The organism is Methanoplanus endosymbiosus (assembly GCF_024662215.1).
GTDB lineage: Archaea > Halobacteriota > Methanomicrobia > Methanomicrobiales > Methanomicrobiaceae > Methanoplanus > Methanoplanus endosymbiosus.
This window is the reverse complement of record NZ_CP096115.1, coordinates 134,253-158,184: the sequence shown is the minus strand read 5'-3', so window position 1 is coordinate 158,184 and position 23,932 is coordinate 134,253. Positions and strand designations below refer to the sequence as shown.

General features: G+C 37.3%; 11 protein-coding genes and 1 tRNA gene. 3 read left to right on the top strand and 9 right to left on the bottom strand.

All coding sequences use genetic code 11. The features are described from left to right. The first annotated feature begins 12 nt into the window (after positions 1-12). A complete protein-coding gene (locus tag L6E24_RS00475) occupies positions 13-4,863 on the top strand; it encodes a DEAD/DEAH box helicase family protein (RefSeq protein ID WP_257742778.1) in 4,851 nt (1,616 codons plus the stop codon). Here the strand turns inward: L6E24_RS00475 and L6E24_RS00470 are convergent. From L6E24_RS00470 to L6E24_RS00450, 5 genes are all read right to left on the bottom strand, one after another. Then, positions 4,853-10,939, bottom strand: coding sequence for a RecQ family ATP-dependent DNA helicase (locus L6E24_RS00470; RefSeq protein WP_257742777.1), 6,087 nt, complete (start codon positions 10,937-10,939; stop codon positions 4,853-4,855). The two genes, L6E24_RS00475 and L6E24_RS00470, sit on opposite strands and share 11 nt — an antisense overlap. Before the next feature lie 222 nt (positions 10,940-11,161). Then, on the bottom strand, positions 11,162-11,404 hold the full coding sequence (locus L6E24_RS00465; protein WP_257742776.1) for a VOC family protein: 243 nt from the start codon (positions 11,402-11,404) through the stop codon (positions 11,162-11,164). A gap of 198 nt (positions 11,405-11,602) precedes the next feature. After that, complete coding sequence (locus tag L6E24_RS00460) at positions 11,603-13,387, bottom strand: transporter substrate-binding domain-containing protein (protein ID WP_257742775.1); 1,785 nt, start codon at positions 13,385-13,387, stop codon at positions 11,603-11,605. A gap of 151 nt (positions 13,388-13,538) precedes the next feature. After that, on the bottom strand, positions 13,539-14,213 hold the full coding sequence (locus tag L6E24_RS00455; RefSeq protein ID WP_257742774.1) for a DUF4276 family protein: 675 nt from the start codon (positions 14,211-14,213) through the stop codon (positions 13,539-13,541). Continuing rightward, complete coding sequence (locus L6E24_RS00450; RefSeq protein ID WP_257742773.1) at positions 14,210-15,298, bottom strand: AAA family ATPase; 1,089 nt, start codon at positions 15,296-15,298, stop codon at positions 14,210-14,212. The genes L6E24_RS00455 and L6E24_RS00450 overlap by 4 nt, the downstream gene beginning before the upstream one ends. A 157-nt stretch (positions 15,299-15,455) precedes the next feature. On the opposite strand from L6E24_RS00450, the gene L6E24_RS00445 reads away from it, so the two are divergent. Continuing rightward, positions 15,456-16,700 carry a glycoside hydrolase family 3 protein gene (locus L6E24_RS00445; protein ID WP_257742772.1) on the top strand — a complete coding sequence of 415 codons (1,245 nt, stop codon included), beginning with the start codon at positions 15,456-15,458 and terminating at the stop codon, positions 16,698-16,700. 58 nt (positions 16,701-16,758) lie between these two features. Here the strand turns inward: L6E24_RS00445 and L6E24_RS00440 are convergent, their stop codons facing one another. Continuing rightward, positions 16,759-18,696 (bottom strand): aldehyde ferredoxin oxidoreductase family protein, encoded by a 1,938-nt coding sequence (locus tag L6E24_RS00440; protein WP_257742771.1) that lies wholly within the window; start codon positions 18,694-18,696, stop codon positions 16,759-16,761. Positions 18,697-19,065: 369 nt separating this feature from the next. On the opposite strand from L6E24_RS00440, the gene L6E24_RS00435 reads away from it, so the two are divergent. Continuing rightward, positions 19,066-19,136 (top strand) — tRNA-Gly (locus L6E24_RS00435). A gap of 42 nt (positions 19,137-19,178) precedes the next feature. On the opposite strand, the gene L6E24_RS00430 is transcribed toward L6E24_RS00435, so the two are convergent. The 3 genes from L6E24_RS00430 to L6E24_RS00420 all read right to left on the bottom strand — a co-directional run bounded on the left by L6E24_RS00430 (position 19,179) and on the right by L6E24_RS00420 (position 23,855). Next, the gene (locus tag L6E24_RS00430; RefSeq protein ID WP_257742770.1) at positions 19,179-21,773 is read right to left on the bottom strand and encodes a sensor histidine kinase; all 2,595 of its coding nucleotides are present in this window, start codon (positions 21,771-21,773) and stop codon (positions 19,179-19,181) included. Between the two features lie 215 nt (positions 21,774-21,988). Then, the gene (locus L6E24_RS00425) at positions 21,989-22,225 is read right to left on the bottom strand and encodes a hypothetical protein (protein ID WP_257742769.1); all 237 of its coding nucleotides are present in this window, start codon (positions 22,223-22,225) and stop codon (positions 21,989-21,991) included. A 244-nt stretch (positions 22,226-22,469) separates the two neighbouring features. Next, on the bottom strand, positions 22,470-23,855 hold the full coding sequence (locus tag L6E24_RS00420; protein ID WP_257742768.1) for a PAS domain-containing protein: 1,386 nt from the start codon (positions 23,853-23,855) through the stop codon (positions 22,470-22,472). Positions 23,856-23,932: the final 77 nt, after the last annotated feature.

Genomic DNA, 23,932 nt, shown 5'->3' with positions numbered 1-23,932 from the left:
GGAGAATAACATATGTCTCAAAATCCTTTAATAATTAACTCAGAAATTTCAAAAAGATATATCAACTATCTAAAAACTACTTTCCAGATAAGTGATTCTGACATCAGAAATAAATTTTGGGAAGAACTGGGGAATAAAGATTTAATTAAAGGCCCTATACTTGAAATAACGCCGCCCTTTAAAAATGGAAGAAGTATTCAGGAGTTAGTTAAAGAAGATAATTTCCCAAAATCTCTCATGAATTTAAATCAGGATGAAATTCCGGCTGCCAGAAATTTATATCTCCATCAGGAAAAAGCACTTCTGAGATCAATTAATGATAAAAGAAATATTGTTGTTGCAACCGGAACCGGAAGTGGTAAGACCGAAATTTTTATGCTCACAATATTAAATAAACTTTTTAGAGAGAAAGAGCAGAATAAATTATCTCCGGGTGTTCGTGCACTAATCCTGTATCCAATGAATGCTCTGGTTAATGACCAGTTAAAAAGGATGAGAAAACTTCTCAAAAATAATCCGGAGATTACATTTGGCAGATATACTGGTGAAACAAAAGAAAGAAGATCGGACGCATTACAAAATTACCATGACCTTTATGGTCACAATCCAATTGAGAATGAATTGATTTCAAGAGAAGAGATGAGGGAAAATCCTCCTCATATTCTTCTGACAAATTATGCAATGCTGGAATACCTTCTTTTAAGGCCAAAAGATAATGTCTTTTTTGATGGTGACAACTCTGAAAACTGGAAATTTATTGTCCTTGACGAAGCCCATACATATAACGGAGCAAAGGGTATTGAAATTGCAATGCTTCTTAGAAGAGTTAAAGAACGGGTAGTTCAAAGTGAAAAAGGCAAAATTCAATGCATTGCAACAAGTGCAACATTAGGCGGCGGAAAAGAGGATTATGGGAAAGTAGCCGAATTTGCATCAAATTTGTTTGGTGAAGAATTCACTGAAGAAGATATCATCAGTGCAGAAAGGAGAGAGACCTTTTTTGATAATACCTGGGGTTTTCCAAATGAAGATTTATACGTGATATGGAAAAATATTCTTGATTCTGAAGACGAAAACATCATTGAACAATTATCAGATTCAGGAATCAAACATGGAATTCCGGAAAATATAATCAAAAGAAGTAAAAGCAAATCCAATAACACAGACTCTTTCCTTTATACTGTTCTTTCCGGAGATGAAAGGATTTTAAAGATAAAAAAAGAATTATCAGAAAACCCTGCTGATATTGAAACCTGTGCAGAAAAATATTTCCCAGATTCTGCCGAAAATAAAGAATATCTCGTGGCACTGGTAGAGATTTCTTCCAGAGCAAAAAGGGAAGGAAGTGATCCCCTGCTGCCATCAAGATATCATCTTTTTGTCAGAAGTGTTGAAGGTGCATTCATACAGTTTCAGCCAGAATTAAAGATATCACTTGAACCTAAAAAAACTGATTTTATAGAGAAAAATAATTGTAACTATCCTGTTTTTGAACTTGGAGTTTGCAGATACTGCGGTTCTCCTTATCTTATTGGTAAAATTAAAAAAGAAAATGATTTTAGGTATGTTCTGGAACAGTCAATAAATCCATTTTCTGAAGATGATAACAAAGTTGAATATTTCCTTATCAATAAGGAGATTACCAATGAAGATAATGATGAAGAAGATGAGATATTACTAAATAAAAATCTTCAGCAGAAGAGAGAGAAATATAAGCTATGTGGCAAATGCGGTGCAATAAATAAGGCCTCGATAAAAGTGAATATCTGTAATTGCGGCAATGAATATCTAATTTCACTTTATAAAATAAATGGCAAAGAGGGTAAGCTGCACAAATGTCCCGTATGCTTAAAGCTGAATCCCGCAGATTCTGTGGTTGGAAGATTTTTAACCGGAAGAGACGCTGTTCCGGGTGTTATTGCATCTGCTATATATCAGAAACTGCCTGAAATCCCGGTAAACAACGACACATATGATACCGAAGATGGTGACTGGTCATTCAGCAAAAAAGAAACCGTTTCAAAATACAAGAGAAATCTGCTGATATTCTCAGACAGCAGACAGGATGCAGCTTTCTTTGCTCCATATCTTAATCAGACCTATAATAAAATACTTAGAAGATCTTTAATTGTTTCAGTTTTAAAAGAAAATTTTAAACTAATTTATAAAAATCAGTGGAGGATTACTGATTTAATAGATCCTTTGCTTGCGAAAATAAATCAATTAAATTTTAAATTTGACGAAACGGGAAATTCTAATCTTGCAAGACAGGAGAAGATAAATTTAATTAAAAAATGGCTGTTTTATGAGTTCAGTTTTTCAGGAAACATGGGTAATCTTGAAGATCTTGGTATTTGTTCTTTCACACTTATAAAACCTGAAAACTGGGTTGCACCTCCCCCTTTGTTAAGAGAGCCATGGAATTTATCTGAAGATGAGGTGTGGTCATTAGTCAGTATTTTATTTGAAAATTTCAGATCAATTGGAGCAATCAAATATCCCGATGGAATTGATCCTGAGGACGAATTTTTCAGGCCAAAAAATTACCAGTTTTATTTCAGACAATTTGAATCAGATCGTTATCAGCATATAAATTCATGGATACCAAAAGAAAAGTATTCCAACAGAAGACTGGATTTCCTGATCAGATTAGTTAAGAAAATCAACCCTAAAATATCAAAAAATGACTGCGTTGAATTATTAAATAATATCTGGAAAAATATAGTCACAAATCATGTTTTTAGTGATTATTTCATCCTTGCTGATGCAGGCCAAAATATCCCTGCATACCTGATGAAACCTGATAAATGGATCATCAGGACGAATTATTCTGAAGATGATCTTAAATGGTACTATTGTGATGAATGCCATACATTAACACTTACTAATCTGAGATCAGTATGTCCTCAATATCGATGTAATGGTAAATTAATTCCTGTTAATCCCTCTCAATTATTCTCTGATAACCATTACAGGCTTCTCTATGAAGAATGGGATACAATTCCAATGAAAGCTTCAGAGCATACAGCTCAGTTAAACAATGATGAAGCAAGTAATATTCAGCAGAAATTCATCCAAGGGGACATAAATATTCTTAGCTGTTCAACAACTTTTGAACTTGGGGTTGATGTCGGAGAACTGGAATCAGTCTTTATGAGAAATATGCCTCCTTCGTCTGCAAATTATATTCAAAGAGCAGGGCGTGCCGGAAGAAGATTAAATTCAAATGCTTTTGTAACAACTTTCTGCCAGAGAAGATCACACGATCTAACTTATTTCCGTGATCCAATGCCTTTTGTAAAAGGAATAATAAGTCCGCCATTGTGTGAAATTCATAATGAAAAAATCGTAAAAAGGCATATTTATTCAACTGCACTTGCTGAATTCTGGAAATATAATCCCAATTATTTTAGTGATGTAAAAACATTTTTTATTGATAATGACATCCCTGAAAAATTTAGGAAGTTTTTAGTAAACAGGCCTGAAATGCTTGAGCAAAGCCTTAGAAGGATAGTTCCCGAAGGTCTGCATGAGATAACCGGAATAGAAAAATGGAATTTCATTGATGATCTGTACTCAAATGGAGAGAATTGTGAATTTGAAGGTTTAATCACCCGTGCGAAAAATATTATTGAATCAGATATTAAGGATATTGATAATTTACACAGTGAAAGAACAAATAATCAAAAATCTGCAGATTATCTGTTAAGACTAAAAAATACTTTGTTAAAACAGCAAATTATCAGTTATTTATCGACAAATAATATTCTCCCAAAATATGGTTTTCCTGTTGATGTTGTTGAATTAAAATTACCATTGGAATATGAGACCGCAAAAAAATTTGAACTCCAGAGAGATTTAAGAATTGCAATATCTGAATATGCTCCGGGAAGTCAGATTGTAGCCGGAGGTTATATATGGGAAAGCCGTTATATCAAGAAAAATCCCAAGAAAGAATGGTTAATCTATGACTATGCGATCTGTGACAATTGCCATCGATATCACAGGGTCCTTCATGGTACTGGAAAATGTTTAGATTTCTGTGAGTCATGTAAACAGGACCTTAGGAGTGCAAAAAAGTGTAAACAATTTTTAAAACCACAATATGGATTTGTTTCAGAAAACAAGGCCCCAAACAGAAATATTTACAAAAGACCTAAAAAGACTTATTCATCAAGAATTTATTATTCCGGTGAGAGCAAACCGGAAAGAAATATTAAATTGACCGGGAAATCCGGAATAAATTTATTTGCTGAGAGTGCCACTCAGGGACAACTTGCAGTAATCAACAATGCAGGCTCAAAGGGATTTTTAGTATGTCCATGGTGTGGTTATACTATAATAGATGAAAATGGAAAATGGCCTAAAACCCACAAAAATTCATATGGTAATATCTGTAAAGGTAAACCAAGACGTGAGCTGTCTCTTGGACATGAATTCCTGACTGACATTCTGATTCTGGACTTTCGGGGATATTCATCATATGATAATGAGATGTGGAAATCCTTATTGTACGGGCTGATTGAAGGATTATGCAGTGAACTTGATATTTCACGTGATGATATTGATGGAACACTATACCCAATCAGAGGTAAAAATGATGAACCTGCAATAGTAATCTTTGATAACGTCCCCGGAGGAGCCGGACATGTAAGACGGGCCATAAGTGATAAAGAAACATTAAAAGCAATAATCAGAGCATCTTATAATAATGTTAAAAACTGTTCCTGTGGTGGAATTAAAGGTGAGGCAAGTTGTTATGGATGTCTGAGAACATATTCAAATCAATTCTGCCATGAACAGTTAGACCGGAAAAAAGTTGTCGATTTCTTTGAAGAAATATTTCCTGAATTTATTTCCTGAATAAGATTCTTTTTATCTTTGCAAAAATTGAAATTTTTTCGGTTTTCTTATTATTTTGTGGATTTACAGAATTTTTATCTTTTATTCCGGAATAATTAACTGAATTATTCTCAATCCTTTCTTCATTAATATTATTTCCTAAGATTATTCTCCGCTTTGATTTAACCTCAAAAGACTCCTTAATCTCAATTTCCGGATTTTTCCCAGTAATTTCTGATTTTTCCGGGACATCAGGAATTATTTTAGATATTATGGGTTTTTCAGGATGATTATTCTGGATCTTATCCTTTAATTTATAATCTTTGGAATATTTACTTAAAAGTTCATTAGATTTTGTATTTGTTTTATCAATATTTACATTTTCAGAATTTAAATCCGGAGATTTACATTTATAATCATCATTGGTATTAAGAGCCAGTTCATCCTTAGGAAAGACTGAAAGTTTATTATTTTCAATACTTGTCTTATCAGATCTTAAATTATGATCATTTATGTTAGTATTGACTGAACTTAGATTTTTAATCTCTGAAATTGCCTTATCAAAATTATCTATTTGCTTTGAATTACCAGTTGTTGGAACAATATCTAATGATTCAGATGATTTATCAGCTAAAATATCATTTACACTTTCTTCTGAAATTGTATTAGCTTCAGTTTTCTTATTTGCATGGATATTAACAGAACTTAGATTTCTAGTCTCTGAAATTGCCTTGTCAAAATTAACTATTTGCTTTGAATTATCAGTTGTTGGAGTAACATTTATAGGTAAATCCGGTATTATATCAGCAAAAATATCATTTGCCTGTTTTTCGGGGTTAATTTTATTCTCACTCTCTGCTGAGGACATCCCATAAGACATCTCTTCTTCGTTGCCCAGAATAACTGAATCATTAATTTCTGAAACAATATCTTCAGTTGCCAAAGGATTTGCAGTATCGGAGTTATATATTCCACTGTTCTCAAGGGAAACATCTATATAATTGTTTAAAAGTTCATTATCTTCAATAATAGAATTGTTAGGGCTTAATTCATCAATTACAGAAAATTTTGCCTGAACTGTGTTTTTGCCACCCGCATCTATTTCTTCTCTGATCTCTTCTGATTGCAGTTTTGAATCCCCATTTACCTCAATAATCTGATTATCTTCCTGAATTAATTTTACATCATCCAGATCTTCAGTTGAATAATTATCTGAGATATTTGATTTGATAAAACTATACTTTTCAAATTCGTCTTTATCGTCACAGGATATTAAATCATTGTTATTTATGCCCATGATATTATCAAATGCATAAATATGATTTAAGGTGAAATCCAGAAATTCATTATCAGGTAATTCAAAACCTTCCTCAAATTCATATACCGGAAGATCAATAATTTCAGAATTTATTTCTTCTTTTTCTATTGGATCTGAAACATCAGTAAATTCTTCTTTGGAATAATTAATTTTGTTTGTTGGTAAAGGTTCTGAACCGGAATAAAATTTATCATAAATTTTATTTAGTGATTCTATAAAATCAGAAGGTATATCATATTTCTCTCTAAAATCATCTTCTTCTAATTTTAAACATAGATTCTTGAAATATTTGTTATATTTTTCCGGATTTGATGAGATATAATTGTTAATTTCCTGAAGAACGGAATTATAGTAATCACTCCTTATTTTATCATGTTCTGTATCTGCATAAACATTTAATTCACTTTCAATAGACTGTTTGGAGGAGTTTAATTCCTCTATCTTTTTACGAATTTGATATTTCCAGGCATATTCATTAAATTCCTTTTCCCTGAAAAACCCGGATGTAATATTATTATATTCTTCTACATCCCGTAATGATTTGATAACATCTGATTTTATTTCAATCTGATTTTCAATTTCTTTAAGTCTAAAATTAATATCTTCAATTTTATCCTCAGGAATTAAACCCTTCAAACATGATTTAGTCTCTTTTTTCAGACCTTTAAATTCATCCAGATCATCAAGTGATTTTTGAATAATCCTGTTTTCCTCAAGCCAGTGAGCAATTTCATTTTTATCCAGAGGATTAATTAATTCATTATAGTAAAGATCAGATATTATTTTATCATAATATTCACCAATCATTTTTTCTGGAATTAAACCATGAAAAAGTATCTGAGTTAAATATTTTTTAGAATAATTTAAATTAACAGTTAATAAATCATTATCATTTATAAATCTTAAAAATAATTCCCCTAAATCTGTTTCTTTTTGAATACTAAAGCCATAGATATCTGAAAAAACAGGCTCCCAATATTTTCCATCATCATAATTATAAATCCCATTCCAGACAAGATAAAAACATACAGATGCTCGATATTTCAGAATATTCTCTTTAAATGTATTATGGTCTTTATTAGATAAATTATTGGAGATTAAATCACATAATTTATCATAATCATTATCAGTAAAGGGAATCTGACCAATTAATTTAACCTCTTTTATTTCCTCAAGTAACAGTTTCTCAATTGATTTCAAATCATCACAGTTTTCAAAGAGATTCTCATTACTTGCATTGATAATGTTGTCAGTGATTACATTTTCCCCATCCGGATATGTTTGCAATAATTTTTGAGAATTCATCATATCATTTGAATATTTATAATTATTTATTCCAGAGATTATTTCCCTATTTTCGGGACTCTCGGTCCCTGATTCTAATTTGATCAAATTACTCTGTTCTTTCTCTTCTGTAGAATTCAAACATAACGCTATTGCCGGTATCTCATTTAATATTTCCAAAATGCGATCAGAAATCATTTTGTCTTTCTCAAAATTATCTAAGGTTGCTAACCCATTTGAAATCTCTATTTTCCCGCCTTTAGCATCTCCGGTTATTGTCTGGCAGATTCCGGCAATAATCAGCAGATAAGAATTATTTGGAAATTCTTCAAGTTCCTTCCTGCAGGCCCATAATAATAGATAAAGATCATCATTCTGGATTTGTACATCCCTGATCGATATTAAAATATCAATTGCTGTAGCGGTATCGAAATATCTGGCAATCTTTTCAACAGGTTCTGTGTATTTGGACTTTTCAAGATAGTTCAGAATTTCAGAACTAAACTTATCAGTTCCCTCTTCAAGCCCAGTCCTGACAACCTTTAGCATATTCCCAATAGATCGCCTTCTTCTCTTCTCAATTATGTCGTAATAATATTCAACATGAGCATTTACACAATCAAGAGCAGCATTGTACCAGTCAGTTTTTTTTGCCTTTGGAAAGTAGAAATCCATCTCTTTTTCAGAAATGTGGTCCAGAAAATGTTGCTTGAGCTTATCATACATCTCTTCGGGTTTCGCATAACCAAGGGTGACTTTAAAATTTTTTGCAGTATAATCTTTTTCATAATCTTCAATGATTCCGGAAATAAAATACCTATATAGAACTTTCTCAATTTGGGATTCAACATCGAGCGTTATGCCATAGATTTTAAAATATTCTTCGTAATCCTGTCTATTAAGGTATGGAATTTTAATGACTTTTGAAAAATTGCTATTGACATCAATTATTTTAACTATTTCTTTAAGAAGAAACTCTTCTGCAAAATGCATTTCAAATGTTTTTCCTGGAAAATTGTTGGACCAAAACCATAAGTTTCGGATTATATCTGAGTTTGATGAATCAGATGAATTAATATTTCTGTAAGCCTTTTTTATGTCATCATAAGAATAATGTTCAATATCCATTAATTTATCAGCCAAACCCGGAATATTATCAACGAAAATAATGTGGCATTTGGATTTATTGCCATCTCTACCCGCACGTCCTGCCTGCTGATAAAAATCTTCTATAGATCTTGGAAGTAATGAATGAATAGTAAATCTAATATCCGGTCTATCTATTCCCATTCCAAAACTATGGGTACAGACAATAATATTTTCCTTTTTTTCCTTAAACTTCTTCTGCAGTTCAAATTTACATTTATCCCAAGTGTTTTTATCAGACCATTTTGGGCATCCACCGCTAAATACATTGATTTTTTCCTGAGTTAGCTCCTTTAATGGTTCAGATAGTGCTCTTACTCCAAGCTCACCATTTGTAAAACTGGTAAATACAAGTCCGCATGGATGGGAATTATGAACACCACATTCAGAAATACATTCTTTGAATATATCTTTTATTGTGTCAATTCTTTTATCAGGAGATGTCTCATGAATATAATATTCCAGCTCTTTTCTTTCAAATGACTCAGGCCGGATTACAGAGTCAATATCACTTATTTTAAGGATGTGTTTTATATCAAAGAGAACATTTTGTGAAGCAGTTCCGGTTAAAGCCATAAAAACAGGTTTAAAGTCACTGCCTTCACCCATTCTTCTCCAGACATTCATATAGGCCGGTCTGAAATCATGTCCCCATTCACTAACACAATGGGCTTCGTCCACCACACAATAGGAAATATTGCTCATATTCCTGTTGATAAGATGAATAAAATCCGGCATTTGCAATCTTTCCGGAGCAGAAAATATGAAGTCATAAAAGCCCTTTTCAAAATTTTCATAACCCTTTTCACGAATTTCTCTGTCACTTGTATCAATATTCCCAGCCCCACTCATGAAAGGCATACAACGGTGTAAACCCATAAATTCAAGGCTGTTAACCTGATCAATCATCAGAGAACGCAGAGGATCAATAATCACTACTACTCCGGGCTGAAGAATTCCGGTCATCTGATAGCATAGAGATTTCCCGGCAGCGGTTGGCAAAAGAGCAACAACAGGTTTTAATTTTAAAGCTCTTTTTATAATTTCAATTTGTTTAGGTCTGAAATCTTTTTTCCTGAAGATATTATTCAGGAAAAATAGTAAAGATTTATCAAAATCTTCATTATCAGCACATCTACTTTTTAAGGGAACAATACTGGCTCTTAGATTTGGCTGAATGTAATCTGAAGAAATTGTTGCCGGAGAGATGACAACTGAATCTTTTTTATTTATTTCAGACCAGATATCTACTGATGGATATCTGTAGTATTTAATATCCGGAATTATAGCATTATTTTTGCAAAGGGTAATTTTGATGTCTTTATCAATTGAATGAATAACTCTAAAATTATCAATTATTTCCTGAACTGAAGATATTACAGGTTCTAAACCAATATTCTGTACATCCATTACTGATATTTCACCGGATTTTCCATCATAAATCATATGCCCAACAGCCATAAGAATTTTAGATTCGGCCATTGGAAGAGCAGTTAAATTGTCAAGTGCTCTCCTTTTTGAAATATCCATACTCCGGATTTTTTCCGCAGCTTCAAAATAAGGTTCAGGGATTGCATGATTAATGAGAGTTGTGATTTCACGACAATTCAATTTCCAGCTTCCCCTTCTTGATGTCGGAAATCTGAATACTTTCCATCCTTCTCTTTCAAGATCTCTGTCTCTTGCCCTGTCCTTTTTAATTATGGCACCGGAATGTGTTGCATCATCTATTTCAACAACGATTTTTAACCATTTATCTGAGTCAAGATATGGAATCTCACATGCAAAATCAACCCTCTCTTCTTCATGTCCTTCTACCCCCATTTTATCAAAATGTCTTTGGGGAAGAAAAATAAGTGGGATATTTTTGCTAAGCAGGGATTTAGATAGAATATTAAAAAAATATCTTTCAGGTTCGGTACATAGATCAAGATATTCCTGAAATAATTTTTCAGCTTCTTCGTCAGATATTAATAATTCAGGAATCTGGGATATTTTCAGGGAATTATTTAGTTCTTTGGCTGAAATAATGGATTCACAGGTAAAACTAATTTCACCTGAATATTTATCTACAAAATAATCCAGTATATCTTCTTTTCTTGCTTCTTCTAAAAGGAATTCTTCCAGTTTTATACTGCATGGAGCAGGCGTTCCTCTATGAGCAAACTTCATCAGTACTGAACCGAGTCTTCTTAAATCGTCATTAATATTTTCTGAATCACCAGGAATATGTAAACTAAATGTAAATCCTGAGGCATAGTGATACAAATTTTTAATATTTTCTGAAGAAAAAGAAGAATTCTTATTCACTAAATTTACAACTGCCTGAGATGAAAATGCAGCAGACATATATGGGTTTAACCATGGACACCCCTTATTAAAATATGAAATCCCCTTCATCATATATTGAAATTAGCATTTTTCAGGCTTAAATCTTACTTTATTGAATTATGATGTCTGATAATTATTCTATAGACCATATCATCACAAAATTTAATTGACTTGACACTAATCTATTTCTCCAGACATAAACTTAACAATTTCAACCGGCATTGTCGTTTCCCCGGAAATTTAGTCAGCAGGTACTTCTTTTCCTGCATCTCCATCATTTCCTTCATTACTCAACGCTGCATCCTCGGCACTTCCAGCCGCCCCCACTCCGGAATTATTAATGCCAAATACAAATCCCTTTGCATAATACCCGCCCCATATCGCAAGCCCGCCTTTAAAACCAATACTTTTTCCAAGATCAAGCTCGATCTCCTCGCCCACAATTCCAGTGTAAAACTCCCATGAAAAACTTAGATTTTTCATCTGCCATCTGTGAACCCACAGGCTCATGTAAAACTTCTCTGAAGCCTCTAAATCCTTAACAAAGAGAACCGGGGAGTGGTATGAAAACAGTTTTTTCCCATAATCAGAAATTAATTTGCAGGCAGATAATTATTCCGGAACTGAGTGAACATCCAATCTTTTCAGGCGGAAAATCACCCTTCGTAAGCAGGAAGTTATTCACTTATCTTCTTTATCCACGGTCTTTTCTATATCATCAATAGCAAGATGCTTCTTCAGATATTCCTGAATTTTTGCTGATTCAAGCCAGCCATGATCAAGCCGTTTTATAATAATATCAATCTCCTTTACCTGACTCAGAATAATTTCATCAGCGTTTTCCATATTCATATCAAGAACGCCTGCAATAACTGTCAGAGGATTTCTTATCTCATCATTGAGTATTGCAAGCTGTGAGATATTATGCTCAATCTGCTTTAATGCATCAGTCTCACGCTTCCGGGATTCCCTCTCCTCCGTGATGTCCCTTACAAGCTGAAGGATGTATCTCCGGCCGCCAAGCTCAAGGAGACGTGCCTTCACATGTACAGGGAAGACTAAGCCGTCTCTTCTTATATGCTCAGTCTGATATGAGGCATAACCCTCTTTTTCAGCAATATCCGCCTGTATGGCATTGCATTTCTGCACCGGAAGCCTGATTATATCCTGAACTTTAAGGTTTAACAGTTCATCACGTGAGTAACCAAGCCTCCGGCATGCAGTCTCATTCACCTCTGCAAATGTGCCCTCTTTTCCGCCCGATAAAATCTCACTCAGAAATACAGCCTCGTTTATATTGTTGAAAAGCTCATAATATTTGTTCTCACTCTCTTTAAGGGCAGTTTTAATCTCTCTCTGCTTGATCAGCTCTTCCTTTAATTCGGCTGATTTCCGTACAACCTCCCTCTTAAGCGAGAGTGACCAGACCAGTGCAACTACAAGAAGAAATAACGCTGGCAGAAGGAAAAATAAGACAAAATTGAGAAGCGTTGAATAAAATTCCTTCTCCTCATACACTCCAAACCATTTATCATATATCTCATCATATCTCCCGTTCTTCTTGACAATGGCAAGACCCTCATTGAAAACCGGAATAAGATCGCTACTATCCGCCGAGAACGCAAAGCAGTATTCCCTTGGCTCAATCGGCGGCCCAACGGCCACAACATTCCGGAGATCATATCTGTTGATTAAATCTTCCCCGTGGATCTTTGTAAGAAGGGCACAGTCATATTTTCCGGATGCAAGAAGAAAAAGGGCTTCGGACTGACTGTCTTGTGTAATAATATCATCAGAAAAACCCATACTTATGACATAATCATGCAGATAATCAGAGTTTTCAACTATGATCTCTTTACCATAGAGATCCTCAGGCCCTTTAATCTCAGAACCAACTCTGACAAAAATTCCCTGTGACACCAGAATATACGGACTGGAAAAATTCAGGACCACATCACGATCTTTTGAATAAAACATCCCGGTCATCATATCAATTCTGCCGGCTTCGAGATCACCTCTCGCCTCATACCAGGGGGTAAGTTTTATGCTCACATTCAGGCCCATCTCATCAGAAACCGCCCTTAACAGTTCGACGTTAAACCCGGAAGGCTGCCCGGAATGATCGAGATACTCATAAGGGGCAAAATTATCATCACCACCGGCAGTGATTACCCGGCTGCCGTCAGCCAGTGCAGAAGCCGGCGACAGTATAAAGAGAAGGAAAAAAAGGAGAATATACAGCGTAAATAACAGACGGGCAGATAAAAACGCTGCTGAGTTTAGAGAAGACCGGGCAGATACGGAATTTACAGAACATTTTAAACCGGAAAGATAACCGCAGCTTCTCTTTTTGGCGGATTCAGCCGGAGACCCCTTATGTAAAAACAGAGAGAGAATAAAACATTTAAAGTAACTGTTCAATCCGGCAAAATCACCCTTCCCGTCTCTTCCGGTTTTAAGGTACATAATATCTCCGGGAATCACATAGTTCCCATATACTATCCAATGTCCCTGAATGTAATAAAATATACGCCTTTATCCCGCAGAAAGCATATGGGCCGGGACAGAGAATGGTTCCGGGCAGATATCCGGTGAAAAATATCGGGACCGTAATCCATCAAATTCTGCTCAGATTTTCAATTTTATCCAGCCACCCGTTAAAATGCCGGCACTTATCACGCATTTTTCCGGCTGCAACCAGATCTGCAATCAGCACTCCGTCTGTGATCTTCTGATAGGACGGGTACAGGCGGATAAGCCTTTTGGAGGGAGCTGTATTTTCACCATCATTTATTCCCTCAGGATTTGGACATGCGGATATTACTGATCTCAGTTCATTTATTTTTGTTCCGTATGAGAGCTTCATAACTCTGTCTATTGAATCAATATCGCTGAATAATAGTGATTCAAACTCATGCAACTGAATATACGGGATAAAACGTCGGTTACCTATATCCTCTGCCATTGAATTTTCAATAACTTCCACTTTCCCATATGGATCATTTATACCTGATGCCTCATCTTTTCCGGGAAAATCCTTTGAAAGTTTATAATAATCAAACATTGTAGTGACATATGCCTCTTTCTCATTCAATGCGCGAAGAATATCCTTCTTTGCTTTTGCATAACTGACAATTCCACCCCTGTATGTCTTTGACTTTACTGAAGTTATCAGGCGGAATGGTATGCAGTAAATCCCTTTCAGGGCTAACTTATCATACAGGACTTTTGATACAAAAGTCTCTTCAGCCTGACCTTCACAGATAATTTTCAGCCGGATATAATCTGTCATCCGGTTGGTCTCCCGCCAAGAATATTCTTCTCCCACAATTCGCCTAATGTATAATCATCAAGCCAGTCTGTAAGTTCATCTTCATCAGGCCTGCTTATCCGGGTGTCTCCTTCTGCCCTGTCAACTACAAGCAGAACTTCAGGTTCAAACTGATTGACAAGAGTCACTGACTGGGTAGAGATAAGCAATTGTGTTCTCTTTGATGCACTCTTTATCATTGAAGCGAGTACATTAATGGCATACGGATGCAGACCAAGTTCAGGCTCGTCAATTATAATCATCTCAGGCAGATTTGGCTGCTGAAGAAGAGTTGTAAGGCAGATAAACCTCAGAGTTCCGTCTGAGAAATCATTTGCACCGAAAGGAAAATCGCTCCCTTTTTCATGCCATTCAAGTTTAATTGTCTCCGTATTGTAATTATCCGGGCGGAGAACAAAATCATCAAAGAACGGAGTTACAAGCCTGACCGTATCTCTTATTCTGTAATAATGTTCCGGATAAATATTCATCAGAAAATAAAGAAATGCAGCAAGATTAGCACCGTCTTTCCTGAAGTATAAGTTGTCACTTATCTTATTCGTGGATTTTATCGGGGAGGTATCACCTGTGTCATGAAAATGATATATCTTCCAGTTTTTCAGAGAATTAAGCACTATTTCTGATACTTTATGCTCCTTTGCATATGATGCGAGTTCACTCTCTTTATTCCCGGAAGCAGATAGATCAATATACGGAAAACTGTCTTTCCCATTTCCATAAAAAACGGATGATTCATGTTCAAATATGAGAGTATCTCCGGCAGCGGGGGACAGTTTCAGAAAATATCCATTCTGCCCAAATGTGAAGGATATCTCTATGGAATCTGTATGTTTTTTACCATAATGAAGAAATTTGTCAGCACCGCCACCTTTCGCCACAGTCATCTGAAGGTTTCCGTTCAGGATCTCACCAATCAGACCAAATACTCCTATGAAATTGGATTTACCGGAACCGTTTGCACCGATAAGTATATTCAGTTCTCCAAATCGGATATTCTGATTTAAAATTGATTTATATCCGGAAATTGTTATTTCACTGAGCTGCATAATTCCCTCTGCTCAAATCGCACAATATGACTTTAATTTATTAATATTAGTCTTTTTCCCAGACATAAGCGTTTCCTGGCATGACCGGCATTATACTACCCGGCATAATCCCAGACAGGTCAGAATCATTATTTTCAGGCAGGGGAAATGTAAATACATGAACATTTGCAATTGTCAGATTATCCTGATAATAACCCTTACAGTTCTCATTGCAGTTCTCTCTGCCGGATGCACAGCATCTGAGACCCGGCAGGAATTCAAAGAGGCAATAATTAATTATTCAGATAATCTGCCGGTTACTGATGATAAAACAGAAAATAATATCCATAAAACTAAATCTTCAGGTGCAACCATTGAAGAGAAGATCGGCCAGATGCTCATGATCGGATTTCGCGGCTACACAGCAGACAATGATTCACAAATAGCAGATGACATAAGAAAAGGCAGAATCGGTGGCGTAATCCTCTTTGATCAGGATGTCGCACTTGGCACAGATGAGAGAAATATCAGATCACCTGAGCAGGTACGAACACTTAATAGTCAGTTTCAGGGCTATGCAGAAGAGATACCCCTCTTCATCGCAGTGGATCAGGAGGGTGGCAAAATCTGCCGTTTAAAAGAGAAATACGGATTTCCGGCAACCGTCTCAGCAGAATACCTCGGTACTGAAAATAACGAAACCCTGACGAGAAATGCCGGAAAAAATCTCGCCGGAATGCTAAAGAAGAACGGATTTAACATGAACTTTGCACCTGTCGTGGATCTCAATGTGAATCACAATTCCCCTGCAATCGGAAGGCTGAACAGGAGTTTTTCAGCAGATCCAGAGGTAGTCACAGATAATGCAGGCTGGATAATCGAAGAGCACAGAAAATCAGGCATAATTACGGCGATAAAACATTTCCCCGGACATGGCAGTGCAATGGCAGATTCACATCTTGGATTTACTGATGTAACGGGCACATGGAGTGAAGAAGAGCTTATTCCCTATCAGAACCTGATCGAAGAAGACCTTCCGGATATGATAATGACTGCCCATATCTACAACAGAAATTTAGATCCCGACTACCCTGCAACCTTATCGGAGAAGACAGTTTCAGGCATTCTAAGGAATAAACTTGGATACGAAGGAGTAATAATCACAGATGCAATGGACATGGGTGCAATTACTGACAGTTACGGCTTAAGGGATGCCTTAAAACTATCAATAAATGCCGGATGTGACATATTCCTCTTTGCAAACAACATAGTCTATGATGAAAATATTGCGGAAAAATCTGTCAGCATTGTAAAGGAACTGGTAGAAGAGAGTGAAATTCCGGAGGAGAGAATTAATGAATCATATGACAGAATAATCGGCCTCAAGAGAAAATACCTCCCCGGAAATTACACAAATGTATGATAAACATTGAATTCCGGACAAAATCTCTCTTTTTATTGCCGGATTACAAACCGGATTTTTACATGCGTTTGCCACCGGAAGGATAACTGCTTCTCTCCCACAGCACAGGCCCGTCCCAGTCCGGATATGGCATACCTCTTTCAAGTTCATCTGCGACAGATGCAGCCCCAAGCTCTAAAAGCCTTTTTCCTGTCGGAATTCCGGTTTTAAGGTCACAACCATGTTCTGTATAATACCTGTCAAGCATCTCATCATGAATCCTTATCTCCTCTCTGCCGGTTTTTGAATCCCTAACCCACGGATGCTGAACAAGCCTGTCATCTCCCCTCTTAACTCCCTGTCTGGCATTGAATGCCATCTCAGTCAGATAAATTTTTTCAAGGGCATCTGTTACTTCTCTCTCGGAAAAATAAAGCCCGGTTGCAGCAGAAAGCAGTTCTGCTGACCCTTTAAAGAGCGGGGATTTAAACACAAGCGGCACTGCGAAGCTCCAGCTGTTAACTGACCCTTTGCACCTACCTGTGCAGTCCGCAAAAGTGGCTGCCTTCTCTGCTACAGTGAGGGCACCCGCCGGATCTTTAGGCATAAAACCATTATTCACAAGTTCTCTAAAAAATTCCGGCTCGTTCTCATCAAGTGCCCAGCTTCTCCCTCTGAGATGATCTGCACCCCTTGTGGATGTTGCGTGGGCAAGGCTGAATACACCCGGCGGATATACCCCTCTGCAAAGCCCTTTTACATGATAACAGTAATCCATTGAATTCCGGCCGAGAATCTTTGCCATGCTGTACATCCCTTCAGCAACAGTATTCCCAAATCCTTCCCTTAGAGCAGTTCTGTGTATCAGTTCAGTCTGTGAGCCGGAATCCTCCCATGAAAGAGAAAGTCCTGTGTCCTCTTCAGATATAATCCCCCTGCTGAAGAGATCCTTTGCAAAGGCGATTGCATTACCAAGACCTACCACACACATGCCGTATTTGTCACAGAGATTTTCCATCTCAAGAATCGCAACCGGATCAAATATCCCGCAGTTTGTCCCAAGACAGTACACCGCCTCAAATTCAAGACCCTCCCCTTTCTCACCGGCATATTTTCCGGACGGGATTTCAAAGACATTCTTGCAGCCCACTGTACAGGTTTTACATGCAGTCCGTCCGGTCTCGTAACTTTTAAGTTTTTCAGGCCGGATACTCTCCGGCACTTCTTCCGGTGTGAGATAATAACTGCTGTTCCTGACTCCCGGATGCCAGTTTACAATCCCGAAATGTGAGCCGTAAACCTTTACCTGCTCATTGAAAAAGGAATTATTTCTGAAATATTCCTTATCCTCATCTGAGAGTTTCTTGAAGAGAAGAGGGTCTGCAACCGGAATTTTGCCTGTACCTGAGACTGCTACTGCCATCAGGTTCTTTGACCCCATAACAGCACCGCTTCCCCTTGTGGTGGAACTGTACCTGTCAATAATTACAGTTGCAAAACGAACAAGGTTCTCACCTGCCAGCCCGATGCATACAACACTGACTCTTTTACCCTCATTTTCCCGTATAATATCCGTCTTTTCCCAGGTCGAAAGACCAGTCAGGTCCCCTGCATCAAGGATCTCCACATCATTATCACTGATACGGAGATATACAGGTCTGTCAGCCTTTCCGGTTATAACAATCTGGTCATAACCGGCTGCCTTTACCTCTGAGGCAAAAGCACCGCCGCCGCTCCCGTCACCAAGAATTCCTGACAGAGGAGAGAGTGTGCTCACCGAAATTCTGCCTGTAAGCCGGAGTTTTGTGCCGGTAAAAATTCCGGGCGAGAAGCAGATGACATTCTCCGGCCCTAAAGGATCAATGCCAGGCGTTATCTCATTAAATAGGGTCCATGAATTAAGCCCTCTTCCTCCAAGAAACTGTTTAACAACACTCTCATCTGTCGGAATTATTGATATCTCACTCCGGGTAAGATCAACCCTCAGTATTCTGCCGGCCCAGCCGTACATTCCCATAATCAGTTATATTATCCGGACATAATATGATTGTTTGCAAAATAAATCTCTATAACAATAAGCTTTCAGACTTTAACAGACATTTCTCCGGCATATCTGGCAAAATGATAATCATACCGTGTTTCAGGCATTCCATGTTGCTATCATACAATATTTCTGAAGATGGCTTCTTCTCCATCCTGAACTGCATCTCCATTATTCTTATACCGATAAATATTTGACTGACCAAAAAAAAACACGGTCATTTTCGCCCGGAATTATTCATTTACAGGAAGAAGAAGATTGTTACGGTTGCCTCCTGCCAGCAAAAAAAAAGATTTATAACCTATTAAATCCTACGTTCAGACTGGGTATAACCAATATATTCATGCGATAATAGTCCAGCGGCAGGACAGTGGCTTCCCAAGCCTCTAACCCGGGTTCGATCCCCGGTTATCGCACTTATTTTTCCGGAAATTAATGTAAATTCCGTTTAATAATTATTATATTTGATAATTCTGATGGGGTATGGTTATCTGAAACCTTGCCCCTTTCCCGAATTCACCATTTTCCACTATACTCATTCCGGTTATTGCCAGAATTTCCTTTGACAGAAAGAGCCCCAGTCCGGTATTTGTCCCAAAACCTTTCTCAAATATCTTCTCTTTCTTTTCATCCGGAATTCCTGTGCCGTCATCCTCAATAATTATCATACCACAATTGCCTCTCTCTTCAAAATATATTTTCACCGAAGTAACATCTCTTCCATGATTCACTGAATTGCTGAAGATATTGTAAAAGACCTTACCAAGCATGAGATCAGCATAAACATTCAGACTTCCGACAGAAACAGATATATTGATCCTGTCAGCATCAATCCTTGAAGCAGCTGAATCTGCCACAATTCCAACCTGCTGCCATGCCGGCTCTTTTATGCCGAGTCCCTCATAATCCCTTGTAAACTCGATCTGCCTCTTTATAATTTCTGTTATGCCATTTATTTTACTGGCAATTTCTGTTATCTCCGGAGAATTTTCTCCCCTCTGCATGAGCTTATATGAGTAATACATCATCGCCTGAATCTGATTCAGGATATCATGCCTTGTAATTCCGGAAAGGATACTCAGCTTCCTGTTAGTCTCGGTAATAGCATTCTGAAAACGCTTAATCTCAGTTATATCCTGATTAATTCCGGCTATCCTCAAAGGTTTATTCTGCCTGTCATACTCCACAACCTCTCCGGATGACATAATCCAGATCCACTGTTTATCCTTCGATAAAACTCTGGATTCAAAATTAAGCGTCAGTTTTTTCCCGTCAATGCATTCTTTAACAGCCAGATTAACTCTTTCAGTATCGTCAGGGTGGATGTGTCTCAGTATTTCACTATATTCCGGCCTTAAATCACCTTCCTTATAACCGAGCATCCTGTACCAGAGATCATTCAGTATCACCTTTCCGGATGCGACATCCCAGTCCCATGTGCCTATATTAGCCGCTTCAATTGTAATCCTGAGTCTCTCCTCATTCTCCTTTAATGCAAGATTGGTCAGTTTCTGATCAGTAATGTCCTGTATTGATGCAATGCTCTTCTCTGTGCCCGGAATCAGAGATATGTTAAGGGTTGTATAGACCTTCTCCCCATCCCTTCGTACAAATGTAGCTTCATAATTTTTAGGTGCTGAACCAGGATCTCTCCTCCTCAGGGTATGGTAGTTGACCATTCTCTCAGTATCAGCAGAGGAGATAAATTCAGTCCATTTAAGCTTACCTTCAGCATCCTCCTTTTTATAACCGGAAATCTTCTCAATCTCAGAATTTGCAAGCTGAATTGTCATGTCTTCATCAATAAGGAGCATTGCAGTGCCGGTATTTTCAAACATGGTCCGGTAAAGCTCCTCAGAATATCTGAGCTTCTCTTCAAGTTTCAGCCTCTCCGATATATCCCTTGCAATCGAAAGAACAGCAGGACTGCCCATATAATCAATTACTGTCCCATGAACCTCAACAGGAATAATAACTCCGGATTTAGTCAGATGTCCGGTTTCAAAGATAACACTTCCTTTGTTGTCAAGTTCATACATTCTTGCAGGCACTTCACCTTTAAGAGCAGGATCATCAATATCTGCTTTATTCATTCCGAGTAATTCTTCCCTTGAATATCCCAGCCGCTCACATGCAACGTGGTTTGCCTCAAGGAAATTGCCATCATTATCAAGGATGAATATTGCATCACTTGCAGATTCAAAGAGTGTCCTGTACTTCTCCTCAGACTGCCGGATCTCATCTTCAACCCTCTTTCTCTCTGTTATATCACGTGCAACTGACAGTATAACTTTTCTGCTATTCTTCAGGAATATCCTTGAACTTACCTCAACGGGAATTCTCGTGCCCTCCCTGCTAATAAAAGCACTCACAAATTTTACACTTGAATCACGTTTCAGGTCACTGATGACACCCGGAATTATTGGGTAAAGATCCTCCGGCATAAGATCAGGGACAGACAATTCAAGAAGCTCCTCTCTGCTATAACCAAGCATACTGCATGCAGAATCATTGACATCTATAAATCTGCCAGGCAGCCCGTCTTCATTGAAATAATGAACAAAGAAAGCATCATTTGCAGAATTAAAAATTTTCCTGTAATATCTTTCGCTTCTTTCAAGGGATTTTTTTGTATCTTCAAGTTCTGTGATATCAATCATCACACCGACAATCCCCGCCACATCGCCGTTTTCATCATTAAAAGTAGCTTTGTTGAATATTACATTGTGAACAGTTCCGTCATTGTACCTGACATCTCCCCCATACCGCTGAATGCCCGTACTGTCAAATAACTCCCTGTCTTTTCTGTGATAGACTTCCGCAAGTTCTTTTGGTGCTATATCAAAGACAGTTTTACCAATTATCTCATCCGGAACTTTGCCCAGATATCTATAAAATTCACGGTTTGCTCCGGTATATCTCCCTTTAATGTCCTTCATAAAGACAGGGTTTGGTATTAGATCAATTGCCTTACCAAAAATAGCTGCATTACTGCTGATATCCAAGTTATAAAATAAGAACCCATCCTTATCCGGATAATCATCATCATTCATATTTTCTTCTCCAAATCCTAAATATTTCAGTCACTGGTGGGATCCATCCGGAATGAGGCATATAACTCCCCAATCCAAAAAAATCATGATCCGTTTTTTCCCTTTTTCCAGGAATGTCTTTCCGGCACTCAGAAGGAAAGGGTCATTATCGATATAAAGCATATTATAATATCTCTCCGGTGAGTCTTCAGATAATGAATCATTTAATTTTTCTTTCACGATATTCTCCACCCAAATATCCGGCAGGCGGCACAGGGAGATACTCTGAATTCAGATCCTGGTCTCATATCATACGTATCTGTTTCAGTTATCCCGACACCATTTATTCCGTAAAAATTCCATATTCTGAAGAAACCTTTGATAACTAACAGATAAGAGATATTCTCCATCTCACCTTTGAGTATTACAGTGCTGTAATGAGCATAGAAAACTGTGCACTTCGGCAGATCCACTCAATGGTTCTCATAATAGTTTCTATCATCACGATCACAGATATAGGTTTTTAAGGGAGAACCGTTAGTGCCTGCCAATATTATTAATCTCAGTTCCGGGTGAAAACCTGTCAGGCTTATGGTTTATATGCTTCAGTTCAGTGAAAAGGGCAGTATTTATGAGTGACTGGTATTAAACAAATTTAAAAGAGTAAAATAGATTTCCGGATAATATAGTCCGGAATAACATAGATTAATGAATTGTTTAGATCTCCCTTGCAACCGAGCAGAAGTACATCCTCTCAGAGTACTGAACAAAATTCCGTGAGACATCAACATCAAAAATTTCTCCGTTCTGTTTTGCATGTATTGAAATTATCCTCTCCTTCTTTCCGGGATGTGCTTCCCCCCACATATGCAGCCATTCTTCCTTCGAGATTGAAGGATTTATATCAAATACGGATATGGACTTCATCTCCACATCCGAATATCCAAGAAGTTCTCCGGCTGTCCTGTTGGCCTTATACACTTTTCCGTCCTCATCAAAGAGAATTATTGAATCTGAAGCATGGTCAAATGCAAACTGTGTAAATAAAAGCTCCTGTTCAAGATCTTCTTTTTCAGAGATTACGCCAAGAAGCCTCCTGTTTGCCCCCTGAAGTTCATTTGTTCTCTCCTGGATCAACTTTTCAAGGTTGTCATAATACTGCCTAAGGCGGCTTTCACTAATTTTAAGTTCGGTGATATTCCTGCCGATTGCGTGGTAACCGGAAATATCACCATTATCCTTAAATATAGCCCTGAACGTCCAGTTTTCATACCCTATGCCACCATCCTTTCTGACAGATTTAAGATCAAGGTTTCCGGAATGATTCCCCGGGTTTAGTGATGAGATGATACTCTGCACTCTCTCCCTCTCATCCGCCTGAAACATCGGAATAAAACGAAGACCGGTTATTCTCTCAAAACTTCTGCCGATATACCGGCAGTATGCCTCATTTACAAAAATAATGATCATTTCAGTGCTGATATGCACGATAAATTCTGTCTGGTCACTTGTGACTGCCTCGTACTGTTTCCGGCATATCTTAAGTTTTTCAAGGTTTTCGATATTTTCTGTACTGTCATATATCACAACCGCACAGCCGTCACGTCCGGTATCAAAGACTACTGGTATAAAATGCAGGCGTAGATGAAGTTTTTTACCAAGGATGTGGGTCTCCCTCTCAATAATCTCAGACTGCCCCTGTACTGCATTGTGACATAGATCTTCAATTATGCTCTCTTTGAAGAGTGAATATGGAAGATCCCGAATTTTTTCACCATATAAGACATCAAGCGGGCATTTCAGGAGATTAAGAGCTTCTCTGTTCACCATTAATATCTCCTTTTTTGAACTGAGTATTATTGCCGGAAATGGAGTATATCTGATAAGGGCTGAAATTGGCATCCTCTGTATCAGGTAATAGTTCTTTGAAGGTCCGCTCTGTTTTCTGTCAATGTCACCTTTGAGCTTTAACATATCAAGGTATTTTGCACTGGTATTTCTGTGCATATGCAGTGCACTGGATATCTCAGATATATTCAGCCCTTTGGGATATTTTCTGAGAAGCTCCTTTATATCAATTGTTTCCTGAAATTCACCTGCCATTTAACCAAAACCTCATTTATACAGATATTAATTATGCACTGCATAAAGGTTGTGCTTAAGACATATTTATTAATTAT

Bases quoted from the DNA above. Each gene is read 5' to 3' on its own strand.
- L6E24_RS00465 (WP_257742776.1), bottom strand. From the start codon at position 11,404: ATGAAAAATCTAAGTTTTTCATGGGAGTTTTACACTGGAATTGTGGGC.
- L6E24_RS00455 (WP_257742774.1), bottom strand. From the start codon at position 14,213: ATGACAGATTATATCCGGCTGAAAATTATCTGTGAAGGTCAGGCTGAA.
- L6E24_RS00475 (WP_257742778.1), top strand. From the start codon at position 13: ATGTCTCAAAATCCTTTAATAATTAACTCAGAAATTTCAAAAAGATAT.
- L6E24_RS00445 (WP_257742772.1), top strand. From the start codon at position 15,456: ATGAACATTTGCAATTGTCAGATTATCCTGATAATAACCCTTACAGTT.
- L6E24_RS00460 (WP_257742775.1), bottom strand. From the start codon at position 13,387: ATGTACCTTAAAACCGGAAGAGACGGGAAGGGTGATTTTGCCGGATTG.
- L6E24_RS00450 (WP_257742773.1), bottom strand. From the start codon at position 15,298: ATGCAGCTCAGTGAAATAACAATTTCCGGATATAAATCAATTTTAAAT.
- L6E24_RS00470 (WP_257742777.1), bottom strand. From the start codon at position 10,939: ATGTCTGCTGCATTTTCATCTCAGGCAGTTGTAAATTTAGTGAATAAG.
- L6E24_RS00440 (WP_257742771.1), bottom strand. From the start codon at position 18,696: ATGGGAATGTACGGCTGGGCCGGCAGAATACTGAGGGTTGATCTTACC.
- L6E24_RS00420 (WP_257742768.1), bottom strand. From the start codon at position 23,855: ATGGCAGGTGAATTTCAGGAAACAATTGATATAAAGGAGCTTCTCAGA.
- L6E24_RS00430 (WP_257742770.1), bottom strand. From the start codon at position 21,773: ATGAATGATGATGATTATCCGGATAAGGATGGGTTCTTATTTTATAAC.